This window comes from Rhizobium sp. SG_E_25_P2 (assembly GCF_029892285.1).
GTDB lineage: Bacteria > Pseudomonadota > Alphaproteobacteria > Rhizobiales > Rhizobiaceae > Rhizobium_E.
The window spans coordinates 1-21,238 of sequence record NZ_JARXVM010000023.1 but is presented as its reverse complement, the minus strand read 5'-3'; the positions used below and the strand labels follow the sequence as shown (position 1 = coordinate 21,238).

20 protein-coding genes are annotated in these 21,238 nt (G+C 61.9%); 12 read left to right on the top strand and 8 right to left on the bottom strand.

All coding sequences use genetic code 11. The features are described from left to right. Window positions 1-31 precede the first annotated feature (31 nt). The 7 genes from M2360_RS23960 (at window position 32) to bfr (ending at window position 6,865) form a co-directional block, all read left to right on the top strand. Window positions 32-1,675 (top strand): EAL domain-containing protein, encoded by a 1,644-nt coding sequence (locus M2360_RS23960; RefSeq protein WP_280777913.1) that lies wholly within the window; start codon window positions 32-34, stop codon window positions 1,673-1,675. Between the two features lie 81 nt (window positions 1,676-1,756). Next, window positions 1,757-2,527, top strand: a complete 771-nt coding sequence (locus M2360_RS23955; protein ID WP_280777912.1) for a DeoR/GlpR family DNA-binding transcription regulator — start codon at window positions 1,757-1,759, stop codon at window positions 2,525-2,527. A gap of 70 nt (window positions 2,528-2,597) precedes the next feature. Continuing rightward, on the top strand, window positions 2,598-3,800 hold the full coding sequence (locus tag M2360_RS23950) for an MFS transporter (RefSeq protein ID WP_280777911.1): 1,203 nt from the start codon (window positions 2,598-2,600) through the stop codon (window positions 3,798-3,800). An 84-nt stretch (window positions 3,801-3,884) separates the two neighbouring features. After that, window positions 3,885-4,484 (top strand): bifunctional nicotinamidase/pyrazinamidase, encoded by a 600-nt coding sequence (gene pncA, locus M2360_RS23945; protein WP_280777910.1) that lies wholly within the window; start codon window positions 3,885-3,887, stop codon window positions 4,482-4,484. Window positions 4,485-4,505: 21 nt separating this feature from the next. Further along, window positions 4,506-5,813, top strand: a complete 1,308-nt coding sequence (gene pncB / locus M2360_RS23940) for a nicotinate phosphoribosyltransferase (protein ID WP_280777909.1) — start codon at window positions 4,506-4,508, stop codon at window positions 5,811-5,813. A gap of 136 nt (window positions 5,814-5,949) precedes the next feature. Further along, window positions 5,950-6,261, top strand: a complete 312-nt coding sequence (locus tag M2360_RS23935; RefSeq protein WP_280777908.1) for a (2Fe-2S)-binding protein — start codon at window positions 5,950-5,952, stop codon at window positions 6,259-6,261. 118 nt (window positions 6,262-6,379) lie between these two features. Beyond that, window positions 6,380-6,865 (top strand): bacterioferritin, encoded by a 486-nt coding sequence (gene bfr / locus M2360_RS23930; protein ID WP_280777907.1) that lies wholly within the window; start codon window positions 6,380-6,382, stop codon window positions 6,863-6,865. Between the two features lie 67 nt (window positions 6,866-6,932). Here bfr and M2360_RS23925 read toward each other — a convergent pair whose 3' ends face one another. The 7 genes from M2360_RS23925 to M2360_RS23895 all read right to left on the bottom strand — a co-directional run bounded on the left by M2360_RS23925 (window position 6,933) and on the right by M2360_RS23895 (window position 13,941). Next, window positions 6,933-7,457: an RNA pyrophosphohydrolase gene (locus M2360_RS23925; protein ID WP_280777906.1), complete on the bottom strand. Its 525-nt coding sequence runs from the start codon at window positions 7,455-7,457 to the stop codon at window positions 6,933-6,935. Between the two features lie 31 nt (window positions 7,458-7,488). Further along, window positions 7,489-8,670 (bottom strand): divergent polysaccharide deacetylase family protein, encoded by a 1,182-nt coding sequence (locus M2360_RS23920; protein WP_280777905.1) that lies wholly within the window; start codon window positions 8,668-8,670, stop codon window positions 7,489-7,491. 59 nt (window positions 8,671-8,729) lie between these two features. Continuing rightward, a complete protein-coding gene (locus tag M2360_RS23915; RefSeq protein ID WP_280777904.1) occupies window positions 8,730-10,067 on the bottom strand; it encodes a S41 family peptidase in 1,338 nt (445 codons plus the stop codon). Then, window positions 10,057-11,301 carry a murein hydrolase activator EnvC gene (locus M2360_RS23910; RefSeq protein WP_280777903.1) on the bottom strand — a complete coding sequence of 415 codons (1,245 nt, stop codon included), beginning with the start codon at window positions 11,299-11,301 and terminating at the stop codon, window positions 10,057-10,059. Before M2360_RS23910 ends, M2360_RS23915 begins: the two co-directional genes overlap by 11 nt. A gap of 248 nt (window positions 11,302-11,549) precedes the next feature. After that, a complete protein-coding gene (rlmH, locus tag M2360_RS23905) occupies window positions 11,550-12,032 on the bottom strand; it encodes a 23S rRNA (pseudouridine(1915)-N(3))-methyltransferase RlmH (protein WP_280777973.1) in 483 nt (160 codons plus the stop codon). 78 nt (window positions 12,033-12,110) lie between these two features. Next, complete coding sequence (rsfS, locus tag M2360_RS23900) at window positions 12,111-12,530, bottom strand: ribosome silencing factor (RefSeq protein ID WP_348529575.1); 420 nt, start codon at window positions 12,528-12,530, stop codon at window positions 12,111-12,113. A gap of 196 nt (window positions 12,531-12,726) precedes the next feature. Next, on the bottom strand, window positions 12,727-13,941 hold the full coding sequence (locus M2360_RS23895) for a ubiquinone biosynthesis hydroxylase (protein ID WP_280777901.1): 1,215 nt from the start codon (window positions 13,939-13,941) through the stop codon (window positions 12,727-12,729). Between the two features lie 89 nt (window positions 13,942-14,030). Between M2360_RS23895 and M2360_RS23890 the strand changes: the two genes are divergently transcribed. The 3 genes from M2360_RS23890 (at window position 14,031) to M2360_RS23880 (ending at window position 16,870) form a co-directional block, all read left to right on the top strand. Beyond that, complete coding sequence (locus tag M2360_RS23890; RefSeq protein ID WP_280777900.1) at window positions 14,031-14,915, top strand: acyl-CoA thioesterase II; 885 nt, start codon at window positions 14,031-14,033, stop codon at window positions 14,913-14,915. A 223-nt stretch (window positions 14,916-15,138) separates the two neighbouring features. Continuing rightward, complete coding sequence (locus M2360_RS23885; RefSeq protein WP_170976542.1) at window positions 15,139-15,489, top strand: P-II family nitrogen regulator; 351 nt, start codon at window positions 15,139-15,141, stop codon at window positions 15,487-15,489. Between the two features lie 28 nt (window positions 15,490-15,517). Next, the gene (locus M2360_RS23880) at window positions 15,518-16,870 is read left to right on the top strand and encodes an ammonium transporter (protein WP_280777899.1); all 1,353 of its coding nucleotides are present in this window, start codon (window positions 15,518-15,520) and stop codon (window positions 16,868-16,870) included. Between the two features lie 224 nt (window positions 16,871-17,094). On the opposite strand, the gene M2360_RS23875 is transcribed toward M2360_RS23880, so the two are convergent. Continuing rightward, complete coding sequence (locus M2360_RS23875; protein ID WP_280777898.1) at window positions 17,095-18,447, bottom strand: alpha-glucosidase/alpha-galactosidase; 1,353 nt, start codon at window positions 18,445-18,447, stop codon at window positions 17,095-17,097. A 99-nt stretch (window positions 18,448-18,546) separates the two neighbouring features. On the opposite strand from M2360_RS23875, the gene M2360_RS23870 reads away from it, so the two are divergent. Continuing rightward, the gene (locus M2360_RS23870) at window positions 18,547-19,428 is read left to right on the top strand and encodes an AraC family transcriptional regulator (protein ID WP_280777897.1); all 882 of its coding nucleotides are present in this window, start codon (window positions 18,547-18,549) and stop codon (window positions 19,426-19,428) included. Window positions 19,429-19,685: 257 nt separating this feature from the next. Beyond that, window positions 19,686-21,095 carry a 3-isopropylmalate dehydratase large subunit gene (leuC, locus tag M2360_RS23865; protein ID WP_280777896.1) on the top strand — a complete coding sequence of 470 codons (1,410 nt, stop codon included), beginning with the start codon at window positions 19,686-19,688 and terminating at the stop codon, window positions 21,093-21,095. Window positions 21,096-21,238 lie beyond the last annotated feature (143 nt).

Below are 21,238 nucleotides of genomic sequence, written 5' to 3'. Positions count from 1 at the left end.
GGCGTCAGATAACGACTGCAAGGGACGCGCCGTGGAACACGAGCCGCATCAAGACCTCGCCACTTTGCGCCGACAGAGGTTGGAAAACCTTCTGATCGGCGGAACGACCTTGATATCCTTCATGCTCGCGCTGATCTGGGGATGGCACCATGATCTCGCGACGTTGTTCTCCTCCGCGCCACCAGTTCAACCCGCCCTGGAGTCAGCGCCGCTGACCAAATCCTTTGGACCGAAGATCGGGATCGAGGACGGACATCAAACCTTCGACGCCATACTGATGTTTGGCCTGTTCGCCAGCCTCGGCCTCACGGCCTTCGCCGTCGTGCAATATCAGCGCCTCCGGAGCGCATTGCGCCGCCAGCAGCAGGCAGAGCTGCATTCGCGGCGGCTCGCCATGCATGACCAACTGACCGGTCTCGCCAATCGCCGCAATTTCCAAAGCTTTGCCGAACGCATTCTGTTCGAAAGACCCGTCACGGAAAAGCGCGCGGTGTTCCTCATTGATCTCGATCATTTCAAGCCGGTCAACGACGCCCATGGACATGCGGCGGGAGACAAGGTCCTGATCGACTTCGCCGGGCGCATCGAAGGCCATTTCCCCGGCGGTCTCGTCGCCCGTTTCGGCGGTGACGAATTCGCCGCCATCACCCCGCCTCTGACCGACGATCAGGACGCGTTGAATTACGCGCGCTATGTCATCGCGGCCGTGCAGGCGCCATTCGACTACAAGAACATCGACCTGCGCGTCGGCGCCTCGGTTGGCGTTGCGCTGATCGGCGATGACACCGACAGCGTCGACGAAGCCATGCGCCAGGCCGACATCGCCCTTTACGAGGCAAAGCGCCGCGGTCGCCGCCAGATCGCTGTTTATGAAAGCGCGCTGGAAAGCGCAGTCCAGGCGCGCAGCTGGATGGAAGGCGAACTCCGACTGGCGCTCCAGGCAGGCGACATCGTGCCCTATTTCCAGCCGATCGTCGATTTGTCGACGCGCGATGTGATCGGCTATGAGGCGCTGGCGCGCTGGCGGCACAAGACGCGCGGGATGATCAACCCCGCCGACTTCATCCCCGTGGCGGAGCAGACCGGACTGGTGCAGCAGGTCTGCGAGGCAATCCTGACGCAATCGGTTGCGCTCGCCCGGTTCTGGCCCCCGCATGTGCAGCTTTCCGTCAATCTGTCGCCGGTGCAATTGCGTGATAGGGATCTCGCCCAGAAACTGCTGACCATTCTCGAGGCGCATGATTTTCCCGCCTCGCGTCTCGAAGTGGAAATCACCGAAAACGCGCTGATCACCGACCTGATGACCGCCAAGACCAATATCGAGGCATTGCGGGCCGCCGGCGTCTCGGTGGCGCTTGACGATTTCGGCACCGGCGCTTCGACGCTGAACCATCTCCGTGTTTGCCAGTTCGACAAGATCAAGATCGACCAGACCTTCGTGCAATCCATGGGGGAAAGCCATGACAGCATCGCTATCATCAGCGCCATTTTAGGTCTGTCACGGAACTTCAATCTCCGATGCACTGCTGAAGGCATTGAAAATGCAAGGGATCTTGAACTTCTGAGCGGCTGGGGCTGCGCCGAAGGGCAAGGCTATCTGTTCGGCCGTCCTGCCGAACACACGGCCTTTGAGACTGCGGCGACCCCGGAAGACAGCGCTGCGGCGAGCCATTGAAGCTTTAGAAGAAGCAAGTAAACACCATTGACTACCGTCACCTGATTATGCATGTTTATGCCGAATTCGACAGGCATGACCATGACAGACCATCTTCCGCATGAACGGCAAGCCGCAATCCTCCGCAAATTGACGGAGGAAGGCCGCGTGCTGGCCGCCGATCTCGCGATACTCTTCGAGACATCCGAGGACACGGTCCGCCGCGACCTCCGCGAAATGGCCGCGCAGGGGGTCTGTCGTCGCGTCTATGGCGGGGCCCTACCCATCGATGCGCCACCACCGCTCAGCCGACGAATCGAAATCGCGCCCGACCGCAAGGCGGCCCTCGCGCGGCGGGCGGCGCAACTGATCAAGCCGGGGTCGAGCCTGTTCATCGACGCCGGCAGCGCCAACCTCGCCATCGCCCGGGAATTGCCGGCCGACGCTTCCCTGACAGTTATCACCAACGCCCCGCTGATCGCCGCAGCGCTGATGGAGCGTCCCGATATCGAAGTGGCGCTGATCGGCGGCCGCATGGACCACAAATCCGGGGCGATCCTTGGCGCGAAAGCCATGGCGGAAGCCAGTTCCTACCGCACCGACCTCTGCATTCTCGGAAGCTGCGGCCTGGATATCGAGACCGGCGTCAGCGCATCCTTCCTTGAAGAAGCGGAATTCAAGCGCGCCATGGCCAAGGCCAGCCGTGGCGTCATCGCCGCCGTCACCAATGAGAAGCTCGGCCGCCCGGCGCCCTTCCCCGTCATCAGCCTGTCGGAACGATTCACGGTCGTGGTCGAACATGACGCGGATGACGAGATCTGCGCGCACTTTGCCGAATCAGGCGCCCATTTCGTCAAGGCGTCTTCGCCTTGAGACGCATCCCATAGATCCAAACGAACACTGACCGCTATCTCGCGGCCCGGCCGCGCCAGGAGGAATTTTCATGACCAAGCCAGCCAGTATCGCCGCCCCGCCCTTGACCGGCTCCTTTCCCAAGGAGCGCATCGCCGTGTCGCTGCTGTTTCTCGCCAACGGCCTCTATATTGGCGCATGGTCGCCGAAACTGCCCGTGATTGCCGAAAGCCTGTCGCTGTCGCCGCAATGGATGGGCTATCTCCTGCTGTTCTTCGGCGTCGGCTCGGTGACCATCATGCCGCTTGCCGGCGCGCAGATCGCCCGTTTCGGCTCCAGCAAGGTGGCGATAGCCTTTGCCATTCTATTCCTGCCGCTGATGCTGATCCTCACATTCATGCCGAACTTCGCTTCGGCGGCGTTGGTGGTTTTCCTGCTCGGCGGCTTTGCCGGTGCGATGGATGTGGCGATGAACGCCAATGCCGTCGAAGTCGAAAAGCGCATGCGCCGGGCGATCATGTCGTCCTGCCACGCCTATTGGAGCCTCGGCGGGCTGATCGGCTCGGCGACCGGCGGCGCGCTGATTGATCAATTCGGCCCGGTTTGGCACGCCGTGATCATCACGCTCTTCAATGCGGCGGTGATGGCGCTTGCCTTCAGCTGGCTGATGCCGGATGGACCGCATGCGGAAGACCATCACGACGATCTGCCGCGGCCGGGCATTTTCTCAAGCCCCCTGCCCTGGCTACTCGGCTTCATGGCGCTGTTCTCCATGCTGCAGGAAGGCATCGTGATCGACTGGAGCGCGCTCTATCTCAGCCGCGAACTCGGCGCGACGCTCACCGTCGCATCGCTGGCTGCAGGCTCCTTCCACGCCACGATGATGATCGTGCGATTTGGCGGAGATGCGGTGCGTGACCGCCTGGGGGCGGTCAAGACCATGCGGCTGTCCGGCGCCATCGCCTTCGTCGGCATGTGGATCGGCGCCTTTGCGCCGCATCCCTATGTCGCCGTCGCGGGCTTCGCGCTGGCGGGTCTCGGCGTCGCCAATCTGGTGCCGATCGCCTTTTCCGCCGCCGGCAATCTGCCCGGCATGGCCAAGGGCGTCGGTCTCTCCGTCGTGACCGCCATGGGCTATTCCGGCACGCTGTTTGCGCCCACACTATTCGGCTTCGTGGTCGAGCATACCGGCTACCAGGCGATCTATATCGGTGCGCCGCTGCTGCTGGCCATCGTGCTTGCGCTGTCGGGCCTTGCCCGCCACGCCGACGGGGTGAAAGGCGGAGGCCATTGACATTGCGCCGCAATTCGGTTTGCCGGGCTTGTCTCCCGGCCGCAAACATGATTGACCTTTCATCAGACAGATATGGGGGTTGACATGTTGAGAGAAGCGCTCGTCGTCATCGATGTCCAGAACGATTTCTGCCCCGGCGGCGCGCTCGCGGTCACCGATGGCGACGCGATCCTGCCCGCCGTCAACGCGCTGATCGCGCGGTTCGACCATGTGGCGCTGACCCAGGACTGGCATCCGGCCGGCCATTCGAGCTTCGCCTCCAGCCATGCCGGCAAGGCCCCGTTCGACAGCGTGACCATGCCCTATGGCGAACAAACGCTCTGGCCGGAACATTGCATCCAGGGCACGCCTGGCGCGGAGTTCCATCCGGGACTCGTCTGGACCAAGGCGGAACTGGTGATCCGCAAAGGCTACCGGACGGCGATCGATTCATACTCGGCCTTCTTCGAGAACGACCATGCGACGCCGACGGGACTTGCCGGATATCTGCGCGAACGCGGCATCGAGGCCGTGACGCTATGCGGACTGGCAACCGATTTCTGCGTCGCATTCTCGGCGCTCGACGCCATGGCGGCGGGTTTCAAGACCACCGTCATGCTGGAGGCCTGTCGCGGCATCGATCTCGGCGGATCGATGGACGCGCAACTTGAAAAAATGCGGCAGGCGGGCGTGACGCTCGTCTGACAGGCACGGAGGAGACGCCGCATGGCGGCCAAGACAGATATCGCCCGGCGCGTGTATAATCACGCCTGGAAGCTCGACCCGATCGTGCGCAGTCTGCTCGACACGGATTTCTACAAGCTCTTGATGCTGCAGATGATCTGGAAGCTGCATCCGGATGTGCGCGCGACCTTCTCGCTGATCAACCGGACGACGCGCGTGCGTCTCGCCGACGATATCGACGAGCAGGAGCTCCGCGACCAGCTCGACCATGTCCGCGAACTGCGCTTCACCAAGAAAGAGCTGATCTGGCTGGCCGGCAACACCTTCTACGGCAAGAAGCAGATCTTCGAGCCCGATTTCATCGCCTTCCTCGGCAATTTCCGCATGCCGGATTACGAGCTGTCCGTGAAGGATGGCCAGTATGAGCTGTGCTTCGAAGGCCGCTGGATGGAAACCACTATGTGGGAGATCCCGGCGCTGGCGATCATCAACGAATTGAGGTCGCGGGCGGCGATGAAGGGCCTCGGCCAGTTCACGCTCGACGTGCTCTATGCCCGCGCCAAGGCCAAGATGTGGTCGAAAGTGGAGCGCCTGCGGCAATATCCCGGCCTCCGGATTTCGGATTTCGGGACCCGTCGGCGTCATTCCTTCCTCTGGCATCGCTGGTGCGTCGAAGCGCTCAAGGAAGGCATCGGCCCGGCGTTTACCGGCACCTCCAACGTGCTGCTCGCCATGGACACCGACCTGGAAGCGGTGGGCACCAATGCGCATGAGCTGCCGATGGTGAAGGCGGCGCTCGCCGAAACCGACGAGGCCCTGGGGCAGGCGCCCTATAAGGTGCTCCAGGACTGGACGCAGCTTTACGGCGGCAATCTGCTGATCGTGCTGCCCGACGCCTTTGGCACCGCCGCCTTCCTGCGCAACGCGCCTGACTGGGTGGCCGACTGGACCGGTTTCCGCCCCGATAGCGCCCCGCCCATCGAAGGCGGCGAGAGGATCATCGACTGGTGGAAGGCGCATGGCCGCGATCCGCGTGAGAAACTGCTGATCTTCTCGGACGGGCTCGATGTCGACACGATCATCGAGACCTACAAGCATTTCGAAGGCCAGGTACGCATGAGCTTCGGCTGGGGCACCAACCTCACCAACGACTTCCAGGGCTGCGCGCCCAACGAACTGGTTGGACTCGATGCGATTTCGATCGTCTGCAAGGTTGTCGAGGCCAATGGCCGGCCGGCGGTGAAACTGTCGGACAATCCGCGCAAGGCGACCGGGGATCTTGCGGAGGTTGAGCGGTATAAGCGATTCTTCGGCACTGAAGACTTCCACGAACTTCAGCTGAAGGTCTGAACGGACCTGAATCCGACATCGACGTCAAAGTGGAGGAGTTTTGACATATTTTGTCGCGGACTCCTCTGTTTATCTTGACAATTGGCATCCGGTTTTGGATATAGGATCCCATTGAAAGTCGAGCGGGTTCCTCGCCATGATGGTCTGCAGCTGCAACATAATCACCGACAAAGACATCAGGGACGTCATCGTCTCGATGCTGGATGAAGACTGTTGGCAGCTGATCGTGCCGGGCAAGGTCTATCACGCGATGAACAAGCGCGGGAAATGCTGCGGCTGCTTCCCCAATGTCGTCGACATCATCGTCAACACCACCGAAGACTATCACGCCCGTCATCGTGGCGATACGGCGGAGGTCGTGGACTTCCTCGACCGTCTCAAGCGTTTCCATGCCGAACAGAAGGCGGCGATTCTTGAACGCCGTCAGCGCATGGCGCGCGTCGCCTGAATTCCGCCCGGCCCTTCGCGTCCTGAAAATTGGAATGATTCCAAACTTAGGCTCGACTTCGCGTGCATTTCCTGCTTCTATCCCGCCATACTTTTTGCTGCATAACAGGAGATGAAATATGAAGGGCGACCCTAAGGTCATCGAGCGCCTCAACGAAGCGTTGTTTCTTGAGCTCGGCGCGGTCAACCAGTATTGGCTGCATTATCGTCTTCTCGAAGATTGGGGCTACATCAAGCTCGCCAAGAAGGAGCGCGCCGAATCGATTGAGGAAATGCAGCATGCGGACAAGATCATCGCCCGCATCATCTTCCTCGAAGGCCATCCCAACCTGCAGACTCTGGCGCCGCTGCGCATCGGCCAGACCGTGAAGGAAGTGCTCGAAGCCGATCTCGCCGGCGAATACGACGCCCGCACCTCCTACAAGAAGTCCCGCGAAATCTGTCACGAGAGCGGCGACTACGTGTCGATGAAACTGTTCGAAGAACTGCTCGGCGACGAAGAAGGCCATATCGACTTCCTCGAAACCCAGCTCGAACTGATGAGCAAGCTCGGCGAAGAGAAATATGGCTTGCTGAACTCGGCCTCGGCCGACGACGCGGAATAATCCATTTCACGACAATTGAACAAGCCGCCGGCATGATGGTCCGGCGGCTTTTTTGTACGCTCGGCCGTCAAGCCCCGGCAGCGGAGAGATGGGCGAATTCGGCGACCACCTGATCATAGACAGCGCGCTTGAACGGCACGATCAGGCCCGGCAGATCCTCCATCCGCTTCCATTCCCACTGGTCGAACTCCGCCTCATGGCCGCCTGGAGGCGGGTTGATGGCGATTTCCGAATCGTCGCCCTCAAATCGGAATGCGAACCAGGCCTGGGTTTGGCCCCGATATTTGCCTTTGAGACCGATGCCGATCAGTTCAGCCGGCAGATCGTAATGGATCCAGTCCTTGGCGCGGGCGATGAGCGTGGCCGATTTGATGCCGGTTTCCTCATAGAGCTCGCGAATAGCGGCGGCCTCAGGCTCCTCGCCTTTGTCGATGCCGCCTTGCGGCATCTGCCAGAGCTGCGGGGAACCGTCATATTCGGAATTGCCGAGCGGAATGCGTCGGCCGGCCCAGACCAGGCCCTCGCGGTTTAGCACCATGATGCCGACACAGGGGCGGTAGGGCAGGTCTTCGGCCTTGATCGTCTTGCTCATCGTCATGTCCTTGCGCGGCGGGCGCGCTTTTTCAGTTGGGAACGGATGCGAGGGCGGAGACGCCCACGATTTCGATGCCGCGACGCCCCGCCTCGCGCGACCATTCGGCGATCGCGGCGACGCTGTCATCGAAGGCCGAGGCGACGCCGATGGCAGAGCCCTTGCGCAGCGCGATGCGTTCGAGATCGTCGAGCTTGGCGAGGATGGCGGCGTGATTGACCTCCTGGTCGAGCACGAGATCGGCGAATGCGTGCGGCATGCCATAGGCCTTGGCGTAAACAGGCGACAGCGACTGCGTCGACGTGCCGTCATCCAGGAACATCAACCCTCGGCGGGCGATATCGCGCAGCACAGGCTCGGAGGCATCGGCGTCCGACAGGAAACGACCGCCGAGGAAATTCATCACCCCGGTGTAATTGGTCATCTTGCCCAGACCCTGATGCAGGAGATCGAGATTGCGCGACTCGCTCTGCTCATGCGTCAGCGTCAATGGGCCGGGATCATTGTCGGGATAGTCGAACGGCTCCATCGGCGCCTGGAGCAGGATCTCGTGACCCGTGCGTCGCGCCTCCGGCGCCCAGCGCGACAGCGAATTGCCGTTGGCCGCGAAAGCCAGCGTAATCTCTTCGGGAAGCGCCTGCAGCGCCTTTTGCGTGCCGGTCTGGCTGAGGCCGAGGCCAGCGACGACGATGGCGATGCGGGTGCCGCGCGCGCCCGACCAGGGACGGGCGTAACGGTCGAAGGGCCGCGTGCCGTCGACGGCCACGATCGGCAAATCGCCATCCGGCGTATTTTCAATCAGGGCTTCATCGGGAAAGGTTGCCGTCTCGGGCGATTGTGGCCCCGTGGCGGTGGCGTCGATCAGCTTCGGGCCATCTGCGCTGCGGTCCCGCGGCGTGTATTTCGTCACCACCGAACCGTCCGGCATCACCTGGCGCACGACATTTGCGCCATCGGCTGGGCGGCTCGGCTTGATGCCGCCTGGATCCTGTTGGGCGGCTTCGGGGGCTGCTTCGCTGGACACTGCCGCCGTCTCGACGGGCGACGCAGGCTTTTGCAGCGGATCCGGGGAAAGATAGGGATAGGCGGCCAGGCCGGCAAACACCAAAACGACGAGCGAAAACGCCGAAATGCGCCCCCAGGGGAGCCGGGGGCGCGTTTCGCTTTTCGGATTCCGCCCTTTGCCCAGCGGCGAATGGAGTCCCGACGTCACGTGCGAGCCTGCCCCCGTTCAACAGAGAGGCGGCGGGATCATGTCCCGCCGCCATCCGTTTACTTCTTCTTCTGCTGTTCGGCCGCGACGGCCTTGGTCTGATCCGGCGGGAAAGCCGGGTCGGTCTTCTTGCCGCGCAGCAGATCGAGCGCATAGTTCAACTGCACGTCGTTCTTGGGATCCGGCGGCACATAGGCTGCGGAACCGGACCCTTCATCGGTCTCATCCTGGCCCTTGATATGGCCCTTGAGCGCCGATTCGGCGGCTGTTTCGATCTTGCCCTGTAGTTCCGCCGGGATCGGCTCTTCCACCTTGATGTCGGGGGTAATGCCAATACCCTGGATCGACTTGCCCGACGGCGTGTAATAGAGCGCCGTGGTCAGCCTGAGCGCGCCATTGTCGCCCAACGGAATAATGGTCTGAACGGAGCCCTTGCCGAAGGAGCGCGTGCCCAAAACGGTGGCGCGCTTGAGATCCTGCAACGCGCCCGAGACGATTTCGGAGGCCGAGGCGGAGCCGCCATTGACCAGCACGATCACCGGCTTGCCATTGACCAGATCGCCATCGGTGGCGCTGAAGCGACGTGTTTCGCTTTCCACGCGGCCGCGGGTCGAAACGATCTCGCCCTTGTTGAGGAAGGCGTCGGACACATTGATCGCCTGGTCGAGCAGACCGCCCGGATTAAGACGCAGGTCGAGCACATAGCCCTTGAGCTTGTCATCAGGCACCTGGGCCTGAATCTTTTCGATGCCCTTCTTCAGGTCGTCATAGGTCTTTTCGGTGAAGGAGATGACGCGGAGATAGCCGACATCGCCCTCGACGCGAGTCTTGACCGCCTGCACGGCGATGATGTCGCGCTTGATGGTCAGTTCGATCGGCTTGTCGGCGCCCTTGCGCAGGATGGTCAGCTTGATCGGCGCGCCGACCTCGCCGCGCATCTTGTCGACCGCGTCCTCAAGCTTCATGCCGCGCACATCGGTCCCGTCGATCTTGGAGATCAGGTCGCCTGCGAGCACGCCGGCCTTGGAGGCGGGCGTGTCGTCGATCGGCGCGATGACCTTGACGAGTTCATTGTCCATGGTGACTTCGATGCCGAGACCGCCGAATTCGCCGCGCGTCTGCGTGCGCATGTCGTCGGCGTCCTTGGCGTTCATGTAGCTCGAATGCGGATCGAGCGAGGTCAACATGCCGCTGATGGCGGACTCGACCAGTTTCTGCTCGTTGGGCGGCGTCACATATTGCGCGCGCACGCGTTCGAAGACTTCGCCGAACACGCTGAGTTCCCGATAGGTCGAGGAGCCGGCGGCCTGGGCCGGCAGTCCGGCGGAATAGACGGCCAGGGTCGCTGTGGAACCCAGCAACGCGCCCAGCAGCACCAGTGAAGTCTTACGTATCATTTCGCGCCTTTCCAAGCTCTTTGACGGACCACCAGGGTCGCGAATCGACCGGTTTTCCATCCTTTCGGAACTCTATGTACAGCGTCGGTCGGTCGGTTTCCAGATTGAGACCGGTCGCGCTCGCTATTCTCTTTTCACCCATCTGGCCGACAGGTTCGCCCGAGACGACGAACTGCCCCTGACGGACGGATACTTTGTCCATGCCGGAGAGCAGTATATGGTAATTCTCTCCCGCATTCATAATCACCATTTCGCCATAACTGCGAAACGGGCCGGCGAACATCACCCAACCGTCGGCGGGCGCCGTCACCACGAGGCCCGGACCAGTCGCAACCGTCAAGCCTTGCGCGGGATGGCCGGTGCCGTCGTCGTCGCCCACGAGGCGGATCACCTCTCCGGCCACCGGCAATTCCAATTTCGCCTTCAAGACGGAAAATGGATATGCTGGGGCAATGCGGTTTTTGTCGGGCAGGATGGCGCCCGCTTCCTCCTGCAACCGCGTACGCTGCGCGGGCGTCAATGCCGCCATGTCGCGATTGCTGGCGCGCGCCGCCTCCGCGGCCTCGCGGGCCGAGGCGATACTCCGCTCCAGCGAGGCGATAAGGTTTTCGAGACTGGTGGCGCGGGCGGCCAATTGCTCCACCCGCTGATTTTCGCGATCCAGTTCGTCCTTGCTTTTTGCGGAAAGCTTGGCGTTTTCCTCAAGGAGCGCGTTCATGCGCTGCTCCTCCTCGATCGCCGAGGCCATGGTGGCGACATAAGTCTGCCGTTGCGCGGCAAGCGCTACCGAGAGCTCGGTGAGGCTGTTGAGATCGGCGGCCAACCGCTCGGTTTCTCGCCGCACGCCCGGAACGACCGCGCCGAGCAGGATGGCGCTCCGCACCGAAGACAGCGCGTCGTCGGGCGACACCAGAAGCGCCGGCGGGGGATTGCGGCCCATGCGTTGCAAAGCCGCCAGCACTTCGGACAACAGGCCGCGCCGCTCGTGCAGCGAGGCCTTGACCTTGGCGAGCTTGGCTTCGAGATCGCGGAGCTTGGTCTCGTCGTCGAGCGTCTGCCGCTCGAGCGACTTGCGCTTTTCCGCCGAGGCGACCAGCGCCTGGCGCAGACCGGCGCTGGTGCGCTCGATGCCGATCAGACCCGCTTGGAGCGTCTTGGTGCGATCGCGCGATTCGGCGAGATTCTTGGCGAGTTCCCGCAATTCGCTTTCGGTGGCGTTGCGGCGGATGCGCAACAAGCCCTCCTCATTGACGGCGGGACCGGACTTGACGCCGGCCTCTTGCGGAACGGCGGGAGCAGCGAACGCGACCAGGCCCGCAGCCGCAGCCGCACGCCAAAACGCCCCTCGTCTCCACTGTCCGCTGGTTTTCAACAATCCACCGCCATTCGCCAATGACATCGGAGTCTAAGCTGATTTGCCGAAAGCGCCAATCGATTTGATCGCCGGCGCTTTCACCCCTCCAGACAGCGGCGAAAGCAGGCTCAGACGCGGTGATAGGGATGCCCCGAGAGAATGGTGACGGCCCGATAGAGCTGCTCGGCCAGCATCACCCGCACCATCTGATGCGGCCAGGTCATCTTGCCGAAGCAAAGCATGTGGTCGGCGCGGCTGGCAAGCGCCGGATCGTGGCCGTCGGGTCCGCCAATGGCGATGATGGCGTCGCGCCGTCCCTGGTCGCGCAAGCCGCCGAGCAGATCGGCGAAAGCGACGCTGTCGAGCGCCTTGCCGCGCTCGTCAAGCATAATCAGTTGGGCGCCATCGGCCAGAAGTCTGTCGAGACTTGCGCCTTCCTCACGCTTGCGCGTCTCGGCGTTGCCGGCGCGGCTTTCATTGATTTCGGTAATTTTTCCCAGTTCAAGGCCGGTCGCGGGACCCGCCTTGGCGAAACGATCGAAGTAACGATCGGCCAACTCTCTCTCGGGTCCGGACTTCAACCTGCCGACCGCAAACACGGATATGCGCATGTCTTTCCAGACCAGATCTTTCACGCTGGAGAACATCATTCTCCGCGGGTATTGGCCTGCTTTCGCAAGGAAAGCGGCTTAGTGCAAGGTTTCCTCGTCGAGATCAGGCGCGGCCCACATCTTTTCCAAGTTGTAGAACTCGCGGATTTCGGGGCGGAACACATGCACGATAATGTCTCCGGCGTCGATCAGCACCCAATCGCCGGTTTCCAGCCCCTCGACGCGGGTCGGGCCGAATCCGGCCGCCTTGATGTCGTCGATGAGATGATCGGCAATGGCTGTCACGTGACGGCTGGAGCGTCCGGTTACGATCAACATGTGATCGCCCAGCGCGGATTTGCCCGTGATATCGATATGGGAGACGTTTTCAGCCTTCGAGTCCTCGAGGCTTTCGAGGACGGTTTCAAGAGCCTTGGCTGCGGCGTCGCTACCGCGTTCCATGCTCCGGGAGGGGGCGAGACGCGCCACTCCTTTTGCGTGCACTGTCGTCAGAGGAATTCCTTTCTATCTTAAACAGGACATGCACCGGCGCGAACGCGCCGATGTTCAAAGATAGGCGCCAAAGGTTAAAAGTTTCAAGACGAGGACATTAACTATTTTCGGTTGGGCGGCGGCGTGACATTTGTGCGCCATGTCGGCGACAGCCCGTCATGGCGACAAGGCTGCCGGGCAGACAGACAGCGAGGCGAGTCCCTTACGGCAATTGACCGTCGAGCATTTTGGGATTGGCTCGACCGGTGGCGCCGGACGCCTGACCGATGAAGAAATTCTTGAGCGCCGGCATGCGATCAACAAGGCCCAGCCCGAAATCGCGGGCGATGCGGATCGGCGCGACATCGTTGGAGAACAACCGGTTCAGCACATCGGTCGTCACGCCCATGCGGAACGTGTCGAAGCGCCTCCAGCTCTCATAGCGTTCGAGCACCGCGGGCGAGCCGATATCGAGGCCCAGCCTGTCGGCGTCGACGATGGTTTCGGCGAGTGCGGCGACATCCTTGAAGCCGAGATTGAGGCCCTGGCCGGAAATCGGATGAATGCCATGGGCAGCGTCGCCGGCAAGCGCGAAGCGATCCGCAACGAAACCGCGCGCCAGCGTGAGCCCCAGCGGATAGGCCCGGCGCGGCGACGCAACCTTCAGCGCGCCGAGCTTATGGCCGAAACGCCGCTCCAACTCCTCGTCGAACAGGAAATCATCGCCGCGGACGAGACGTTCGGCGTCTGCAGTTCTCTCGGTCCAGACGAGGGACGACCGATTGCCGGGCAAGGGAAGAATCGCGAAGGGCCCGGCGGGCAGGAAATGCTCTTCCGCCACGCCGTCATGCGGCCGCTCATGATCGACGGTCACCACGATGCCGGATTGGCCATAATCGAAATGGACGGTCTTGATTCCGGCGACGTCACGCAGTTTCGAGCGCACCCCGTCGCAGGCGATCAGCAGCCGGGCCTTGATTGTTTCGCCTGTAGACAGCGTCGCCGCGACACGGGCGGGATCTCGGGAGAACCCGTCCACGGTCGCCGCCTGGCGCAACTCGACGCCGAGCTCTCCGGCGAGCCGCAGCAGCGGCCCGATCATCGCCGGATTGGGCACCATATGCGCAAAGGGCTGGCCATCGGCCACTTTGCCGTCAAATGTCAGGAAGACGGGGCGGACGGGATCGGCCGTTTTGGAATCGGTGACGATCATCCGGTTGATTGGCTGGGCATTGGGCAGAATATCGCCCCAAACGCCGAGCGCGGAAAGAAGACGCGAGGCTGCCGTGGCGATCGCGGAGGCGCGACCATCCTTTTCCCAAGCGCCGGCCGGGGCGGCGTCGACCACGACAATATTCAGATGTGGAGCCGCCTTCTTGATCGAAACCGCCGTCGAGAGACCGACATAACCGCCGCCTGCGACCAGAATGTCATACATGGACCATGCTCCTTCTCGCGGCTTGCCCGCATTTCGGCTGGGAGTATAGAGGAATGAACTCGCTGATTAAACCATCGGAGAAAGCCAAAATGCCGCGCCAGGGAAACAAGCTTGCCGACATATCCCAACTCCTCGAAATCCTCGATCTCGAGAAGATCGAGGAAGGGACATTCCGCGGCGCAAGCCCCGATGTCGGCTGGCAGCGCGTGTTCGGCGGGCTGGTGATTTCGCAGGCGCTCGTGGCCGCCTGCCGCACCGCGCCCGAAGACCGCCATCCGCATTCGCTGCACGCCTATTTCCTGCGTCCCGGCGATCCCTCGCTGCCGATTCTCTATGAAGTCGAGAATATCCGCGACGGCGGCAGTTTTTCGACGCGGCGGGTGATCGCCATCCAGCATGGCAAACCGATCTTCGCGCTGTCGACCTCCTTCCAGATCGACGAGCCGGGACTTTCCCATCAGATCGAAATGCCGGACGTTCCCGCTCCCGAAACGCTGCCCGACGCCCAGCAACTTTACGAGACCTATCTGAAAGACGCCCCCGATCACGTGCGGGCCTATTGGCTGCGCGAACGACCGGTGGAGGTTCGCCCCGTCTCGATGACGCATTACGTCTCGCGCGAAAAGCTGGCGCCATCGCAGCATATCTGGATCAAAGGCAATGGAGCGCCGCCAGCGAATCGCGCGCTGCGCGCCGCAGTCCTCGCCTATCTCTCGGACATGACGCTGCTCGACACCGCGCTTTTCGCGCATGGCCAATCGGTGTTCGATCGCGACATCCAGGCCGCCAGCATAGACCACGCCATGTGGTTTCATGCCGAGGATCCGCTCGACGATTGGTTGCTCTACACCCAGGACAGCCCCTTCTCCGGCGGCGCGCGTGGGTTGAGTCGGGGGTCGATCTATAACCGTTCAGGACGCTTGGTCGCGTCGACGGCGCAAGAGGGTTTGATTCGCAAACGAGCAAATGATTAATTAATGTGCGAATTTTGATTTTTGCATATATTTTGGGCGGTTAATTCCAAGTTAACTGCCCTTTTTTTGATCCAAAAACAAATACGCTATATTTTTCAATATCTTATATTTGAAACGCGAATCTGGCACGCGCCTTGTATTGGTAAGGTCAGTCACGGGAGGGCTTGAGACTTTTTCCCGAGATCACGGAGAGGCGGATCCCCGCCAGCATGTTCGTCAAAGGATGGGAAACCAGATGAAAATTGTGATGGCCATTATCAAGCCGTTCAAGCTCGATGAGGTGCGCGAAGCCCTCACGGCTGTCGGCATCCAGGGCCTGACCGTAACCGAAGTGAAGGGCTACGGGCGGCAGAAGGGACACACCGAAATCTATCGCGGCACCGAATACGCCGTCAGCTTCCTGCCGAAGCTGAAGATCGAACTCGCCGTATCGGGTGAACTGGTCGACAAGGCGGTCGAAGCGATCGCTGGCGCCGCCAAGACCGGCCAGATCGGCGACGGCAAGATCTTCGTCTACTCGATTGACCACGCCGTGCGCATCCGCACCGGCGAAACCGACGCCGAAGCGCTCTGACGTCCGCTATCGTAGGGAGTTAACATTTATGTCCGCAACGAGACTTTCCACTCTTCTGAGCCGTGCGGCGATCGCCGCCTCGGCCGTGATGGCCCCGGTCGTCGCCTTCGCACAGGAGGCCGCCCCGGCCGCAGCTGCAGCGCCGGTTCCCGACAAGGGCGACAGCGCCTTCATGTTCCTCTCCACCATTCTCGTGCTGTTCATGGCCGTCCCCGGCCTCGGCCTGTTCTATGGCGGCCTGGTGCGCGCCAAGAACATGCTGTCGGTGCTGATGCAGTGCACCGTCATCGCAGCCGCGGTGATGATCGCCTGGGTCGTCTACGGCTATTCCTTCGCCTTCGGCGGCGGCGCCAATCCCTTCTTTGGCGGCTTCGCCAAGATGTTCCTCGCTGGCGTGACCAAGGACACGACCGCAGCGACCTTCAGCCAGGGCGTCGTGATCCCCGAATATCTGTTCATGCTGTTCCAGATGACCTTCGCCGCCATCACGCCGGCGCTGATCATCGGCGCCTTCGCCGAACGCATCAAGTTCTCGGCTTCGATCCTGTTCGCGCTGCTCTGGGTGACCGTGGTGTATTTCCCGATCGCGCATATGGTCTGGGACGCCAATGGCTATCTGTTCGGCAAGGGCGCGCTTGATTTCGCCGGCGGCACCGTCGTGCACATCAATGCGGGCGTGGCTGGCCTCATCGGCGCGATCATGGTCGGCAAGCGCATCGGCTTCGGCAAGGACATGATGGCCCCCCATTCGATGACGCTCACCTATGTCGGCGCAGCCATGCTGTGGTTCGGCTGGTTCGGCTTCAACGCGGGCTCCAACCTTGAAGCCGGCGGCGGCGCATGGCTCGCCACCGTCAACACCTTCCTCGCCACGGCAGCTGCGATCCTGTCTTGGTCGGCTGTCGAAGCGCTTACCCGCGGCAAGGCCTCCATGCTCGGCGCTGCGTCCGGCATGATCGCCGGCCTCGTGGCCGTCACCCCGGCCGCCGGCATCGTCGGCCCGATGGGCGCGATCGTCATGGGCCTCATCGTCTCGCCGCTCTGCTACTTCTTCGTCTCTGTGGTGAAGAACAAGTTCGGCTATGACGACACCGCCGACGTGTTCGGCGTCCATGGCGTGGGCGGCATCTTCGGCGCTCTCGCCACCGGCATCTTCGCATCCGCTTCTCTCGGCGGCATCGGTTACGCCGGCGAGCAGACCATGGGCGGACAGCTCTGGGTGCAGATCGAAGCCGTCGTGATCACCATCCTGTGGACCGGCATCGGTTCTGCGATCCTCTACAAGATCGTCGACCTGATCGTCGGCCTGCGCGTGCCGGTGGAAGCCGAGCGCGAAGGTCTCGACCTCGCCTCGCATGGCGAAGCCGCTTACCACAACTAAGAATGCGCGTGGCGCCGGTTTTCCGGCGCCGCACCGCCCGGTCGGGGCTTCATCCTCCTTCCCGCCCCGACCGGCGCTATCCTCCCAGGCGGCCGCATAACGCATGCAGCGCCGCTGAACTCAGCCCGGGGTCGTCACGCGTCCCGGGTTTTTTCTTGTCCGCAGACATGAAAAAGCCGGCGGGGTCGCCCGCCGGCTCGATATGTCAGGACGGGATGCCTGTATCAGCCGCGCGCCCAGGCCGGCAGCCAGTCGCCATGCGCCTTGAGAAGGTCAGAGGTCAGCGCCCAGATCTGGTCGAGATCGAGTTCGGCGGCCGTATGCGGATCCATCATCGCGGCGTGATAGATATGCTCGCGATTTTCGGTCATCAGCGCCTTCACCGTCAGCTCCTGCACATTGATATTGGTGCGGATCAGCGCGGTCAGCTGGGCCGGCAGCTCGCCGATATAGGTCGGCTGGATACCGTTGGCGTCAACAAGGCACGGCACTTCGGCGGCGCAATTGGCCGGCAGCGAGGTGATGCAGCCATTGTTGCGGATATTGCCGTAGATCACCGAAGGCTGGCCGGTCCAGACCGAATTGACGATCTCGGAGGCGTATTCGTGGCTCTGCTTGATCTCGATGGTCGGCGAGTTCTTGAGCTCTTCGGCTTCGGTTTTCCAGCGCTCGATCTGCTCGACGCAACGCTTGGGATATTCATCGAGCGGAATGCCGAATTTCTCGATCAGATCCTCGCGACCCTCTTTGATGAAATAGGGCGTGTATTCCGCGAAATGCTCCGAGCTTTCGGTGACGAAATAGCCGAGACGGGTCAGCATTTCATAGCGCACCTTGTTCGGGCAACGCGGGTTCCAATGGCTCGGCTTGGGGAAGCGGCCGTCGCGATAGCCTTCCAGCAGAGCCGGATAGAGATTCTTGTAGGAGCCATCGGGCTGGCGGTGCTCGAAATTCAGGTAGAAGGCCATGTGGTTGATGCCGGCGGCGCGGTAGCGCAGCTCCGACACGTCGATGTCGAGATCACGGGCCAACTCATAGGCCGTGCCCTGGACGGAATGGCAAAGGCCGACCTGCTTGATGGTTGGATACTTTTCCGCAATCGCCCAAGTGTTGATGGCCATCGGGTTGACATATTGCAGCATGATCGCGTTCGGGCAGACTGCGAGCATGTCCTCGCAGATCGACCAGAGATGCGGCACGGTGCGAAGTCCGCGCATAATGCCGCCGATGCCGAGCGTGTCGGCGATGGTCTGGCGCAGGCCGTATTTCTTCGGCACTTCGAAATCGGTGACCGTGCAGGGCTCGAAGCCGCCGATCTGGAAGGCGACAACGACGAAATCCGCGCCTTCGAGCGCCTTCTTCTGGTCGTCATAGGTCTCGACCTTGGCGCTGGCTCCGAGAGTGGACACCAGCTTGCCGGCCACCACTTCGCTTTCCGCCAACCGTTCGGGATTGATGTCCATCAACGCCACAGTCGCGCCCGACAGAGCGGGACGTTGCAGGATGTCGCTAATGATGTTCTTCATGAACACGGTGGAGCCCGCGCCGATGAAGGTGATCTTGGGGTTTCTCGTCATTTTGTGCTGTCTCCTTGGGAGGGGTGCGCCGATTGCACGCAACATAAAGCTCGTCTATTCAGCAGGTAAGAGGATAGTTGTGCTGCGAAGGGTAATATCATGCTCACGGAACTGGTTGCCTCCGGCCCCTTTCAGCGGACGCCGCCCCGAGGCGGCGGGCCTTTCGTCATTTATCCCACAGGATGCGGCTATGAGAAACAGCGCGGGGCCGATTACGACTGGGACGGCCGCAAGCGGGGAACGGAGCCTTTTACAATTTTCCAATATACGATCTCTGGGGCGGGCCGCCTCGCCATAGGCCGCGACAGGCATGTGGTCGGACCCGGACAGGCGATGGCACTGATAGTTCCAGAAGATCATCGCTATTGGCTCGAGGACGGAGAGGAGTGGGAATTCTTCTGGGTGTCGGTGCGGGGCGCCGAGGCCTTGAGGCTGGCCGAGCGCGCCCGTGTCGCAGCCGGCGCGACGCTGGAGATCGCGCCCGAGACGGCAGACCGGCTGGCGGGCCTATGTCTCAACCTCATGCGGGAACATCACGATCCCTTTCGGACCTCCAGCCTCGCATACGACTTTGCGCTCGGCGTTCTCCAGGCGGCTACGGGTCCTGGCGGCGCACCGGGAGAAACCCCCGAAGGTGTGGCGCGGGTGCTCGCATATCTCGCCGCAAATCCGGGTAAATCCATGAGCGTCACGCGGATGGCTGAATATGCGGGTTTGAGTCGCGCGCATTTTTCCCGGCTTTTCGCTGCGGCGACTGGCGAAACCCCAGCAGATTATCTGCTCCACGAAAATCTGCGTTACGCCGCCCGTCTCATGGGCGGAGAACGGACGCTATCGATCCGCGAGGTGGCGGCGCAGGCTGGCTTTTCTGATGCGAATTATTTCTCCAAGGCGTTCCGGCGGATTTTTGGCGTGACTCCGAGCGAATTCAGGGCGTCCGGCATGTATCGCGACCCGGCGCGGCCCTGGGGGCGCGGCTAAGCTTCAGCCCGACAAATCGTCGCCAAGGTCGGCCATTGCCCGCCGTTTAGAATGATGGTAAAGAACGCCCATGAGCAAACGCGCGCCAAAGAGATATTTTTTCGTGCTGCAGGACCGCAAACGCCTGCCGCAGCGCTTCTTTGCCGCCTTTTCCGGCCGCGCCACCGCCCATCTTGGCTGATCCCGTCCGCTGACCGCTTACGCGGCTCAGCGTATCGTGACGCCTTTTTCCTCTATATTTCAGCACGGTGAAACCCATGAGCGCACCCCGCACACTCTATGACAAGATCTGGGACGACCACGTCGTCGATCAGCAGGACGATGGCACCTGTCTCCTTTATATCGATCGCCATCTGGTTCACGAAGTGACCAGCCCGCAGGCGTTCGAAGGCCTGCGCATGACCGGCCGCACGCTGCGGGCCCCGGAAAAGACGCTCGCCGTCGTCGACCACAATGTGCCGACCTCGCCCGATCGCCATCTCGGCATCAAGAATGAGGAAAGCCGCATTCAGGTCGAGGCGCTCGCCCAGAACGCCGCCGAATTCAACGTGGAATACTATTCCGCCAGCGACAAGCGGCAGGGCATCGTCCACATCGTCGGGCCTGAACAGGGTTTCACCCTGCCGGGCATGACCATCGTCTGCGGCGACAGCCACACCTCCACCCATGGCGCTTTCGGCGCATTGGCCCATGGCATCGGCACGTCCGAGGTCGAGCATGTGCTCGCCACCCAGACGCTGATCCAGAAAAAGGCCAAGAACATGCTGGTGCGAGTCGACGGCCAACTGCCGCCGGGCGTCACCGCCAAGGACATCATCCTGGCGATCATCGGTGAAATCGGCACAGCCGGCGGCACCGGCCATGTCATCGAATTCGCCGGCGAAGCTATTGAGGCGCTGTCGATGGAAGGCCGCATGACGGTCTGCAACATGACCATCGAAGGCGGCGCCCGCGCCGGCCTCATCGCGCCGGATCAAAAGACCTTCGACTATATCACGGGCAAGCCGCGCGCGCCGAAGGGCGAGGCGCTGGACATGGCGATCGAATACTGGAAGACGCTGAGGTCTGACGAAGGCGCGCATTACGACCGCGTTGTCGTGCTCGACGCCGCCAACCTGCCGCCGATCGTTTCCTGGGGGTCTTCACCTGAGGACGTGATCTCGGTTCAGGGTGTCGTGCCGGACCCGAACGAGATTGCCGACGAAAACAAGCGGACCTCGAAGCAGCGCGCGCTCGACTATATGGGCCTCACCGCCGGCACCAAGATCACCGACATCGCCATTGACCGCGTCTTCATCGGTTCCTGCACCAATGGCCGTATCGAAGACCTGCGGGCCGTGGCCAAGGTCGTTGAAGGCAAGAAGGTGGCGTCGACCGTCTCGGCCATGATCGTTCCGGGCTCCGGTCTCGTCAAGGAACAGGCGGAAGCCGAAGGCCTCGACAAGATCTTCAAGGAGGCGGGATTTGATTGGCGCGAACCGGGTTGCTCGATGTGCCTGGCCATGAATGACGATCGCCTGAAGCCGGGCGAGCGCTGCGCCTCGACCTCGAACCGCAATTTCGAGGGGCGTCAGGGTTTCAAGGGCCGCACACATCTCGTGTCGCCGGCCATGGCGGCGGCGGCCGCCATTTCAGGCCATTTCGTCGATATTCGCGAATGGAACTGATGCTCAAAGCATAGCATGATTTGAAACGGGCGGCTGAAAAGCCGCCCGTCAGACCGCTGACAAACCCGCCGTTTTTCCCGGCGGGTTTTCGCGTTTTTTGGTCTGCTCGTTCAGGTGGTGTTTTCGGGGATGGGATGAGGCGA

Coding starts and splice junctions, on each gene's coding strand:
- M2360_RS23955 (WP_280777912.1), top strand. CDS start 1,757: ATGACAGACCATCTTCCGCATGAACGGCAAGCCGCAATCCTCCGCAAA.
- M2360_RS23950 (WP_280777911.1), top strand. CDS start 2,598: ATGACCAAGCCAGCCAGTATCGCCGCCCCGCCCTTGACCGGCTCCTTT.
- pncA (WP_280777910.1), top strand. CDS start 3,885: ATGTTGAGAGAAGCGCTCGTCGTCATCGATGTCCAGAACGATTTCTGC.
- pncB (WP_280777909.1), top strand. CDS start 4,506: ATGGCGGCCAAGACAGATATCGCCCGGCGCGTGTATAATCACGCCTGG.
- M2360_RS23935 (WP_280777908.1), top strand. CDS start 5,950: ATGATGGTCTGCAGCTGCAACATAATCACCGACAAAGACATCAGGGAC.
- bfr (WP_280777907.1), top strand. CDS start 6,380: ATGAAGGGCGACCCTAAGGTCATCGAGCGCCTCAACGAAGCGTTGTTT.
- M2360_RS23925 (WP_280777906.1), bottom strand. CDS start 7,457: ATGAGCAAGACGATCAAGGCCGAAGACCTGCCCTACCGCCCCTGTGTC.
- M2360_RS23915 (WP_280777904.1), bottom strand. CDS start 10,067: ATGATACGTAAGACTTCACTGGTGCTGCTGGGCGCGTTGCTGGGTTCC.
- rlmH (WP_280777973.1), bottom strand. CDS start 12,032: ATGCGCATATCCGTGTTTGCGGTCGGCAGGTTGAAGTCCGGACCCGAG.
- M2360_RS23895 (WP_280777901.1), bottom strand. CDS start 13,941: ATGTATGACATTCTGGTCGCAGGCGGCGGTTATGTCGGTCTCTCGACG.
- M2360_RS23890 (WP_280777900.1), top strand. CDS start 14,031: ATGCCGCGCCAGGGAAACAAGCTTGCCGACATATCCCAACTCCTCGAA.
- M2360_RS23885 (WP_170976542.1), top strand. CDS start 15,139: ATGGGAAACCAGATGAAAATTGTGATGGCCATTATCAAGCCGTTCAAG.
- M2360_RS23880 (WP_280777899.1), top strand. CDS start 15,518: ATGTCCGCAACGAGACTTTCCACTCTTCTGAGCCGTGCGGCGATCGCC.
- M2360_RS23875 (WP_280777898.1), bottom strand. CDS start 18,447: ATGACGAGAAACCCCAAGATCACCTTCATCGGCGCGGGCTCCACCGTG.
- M2360_RS23870 (WP_280777897.1), top strand. CDS start 18,547: ATGCTCACGGAACTGGTTGCCTCCGGCCCCTTTCAGCGGACGCCGCCC.
- leuC (WP_280777896.1), top strand. CDS start 19,686: ATGAGCGCACCCCGCACACTCTATGACAAGATCTGGGACGACCACGTC.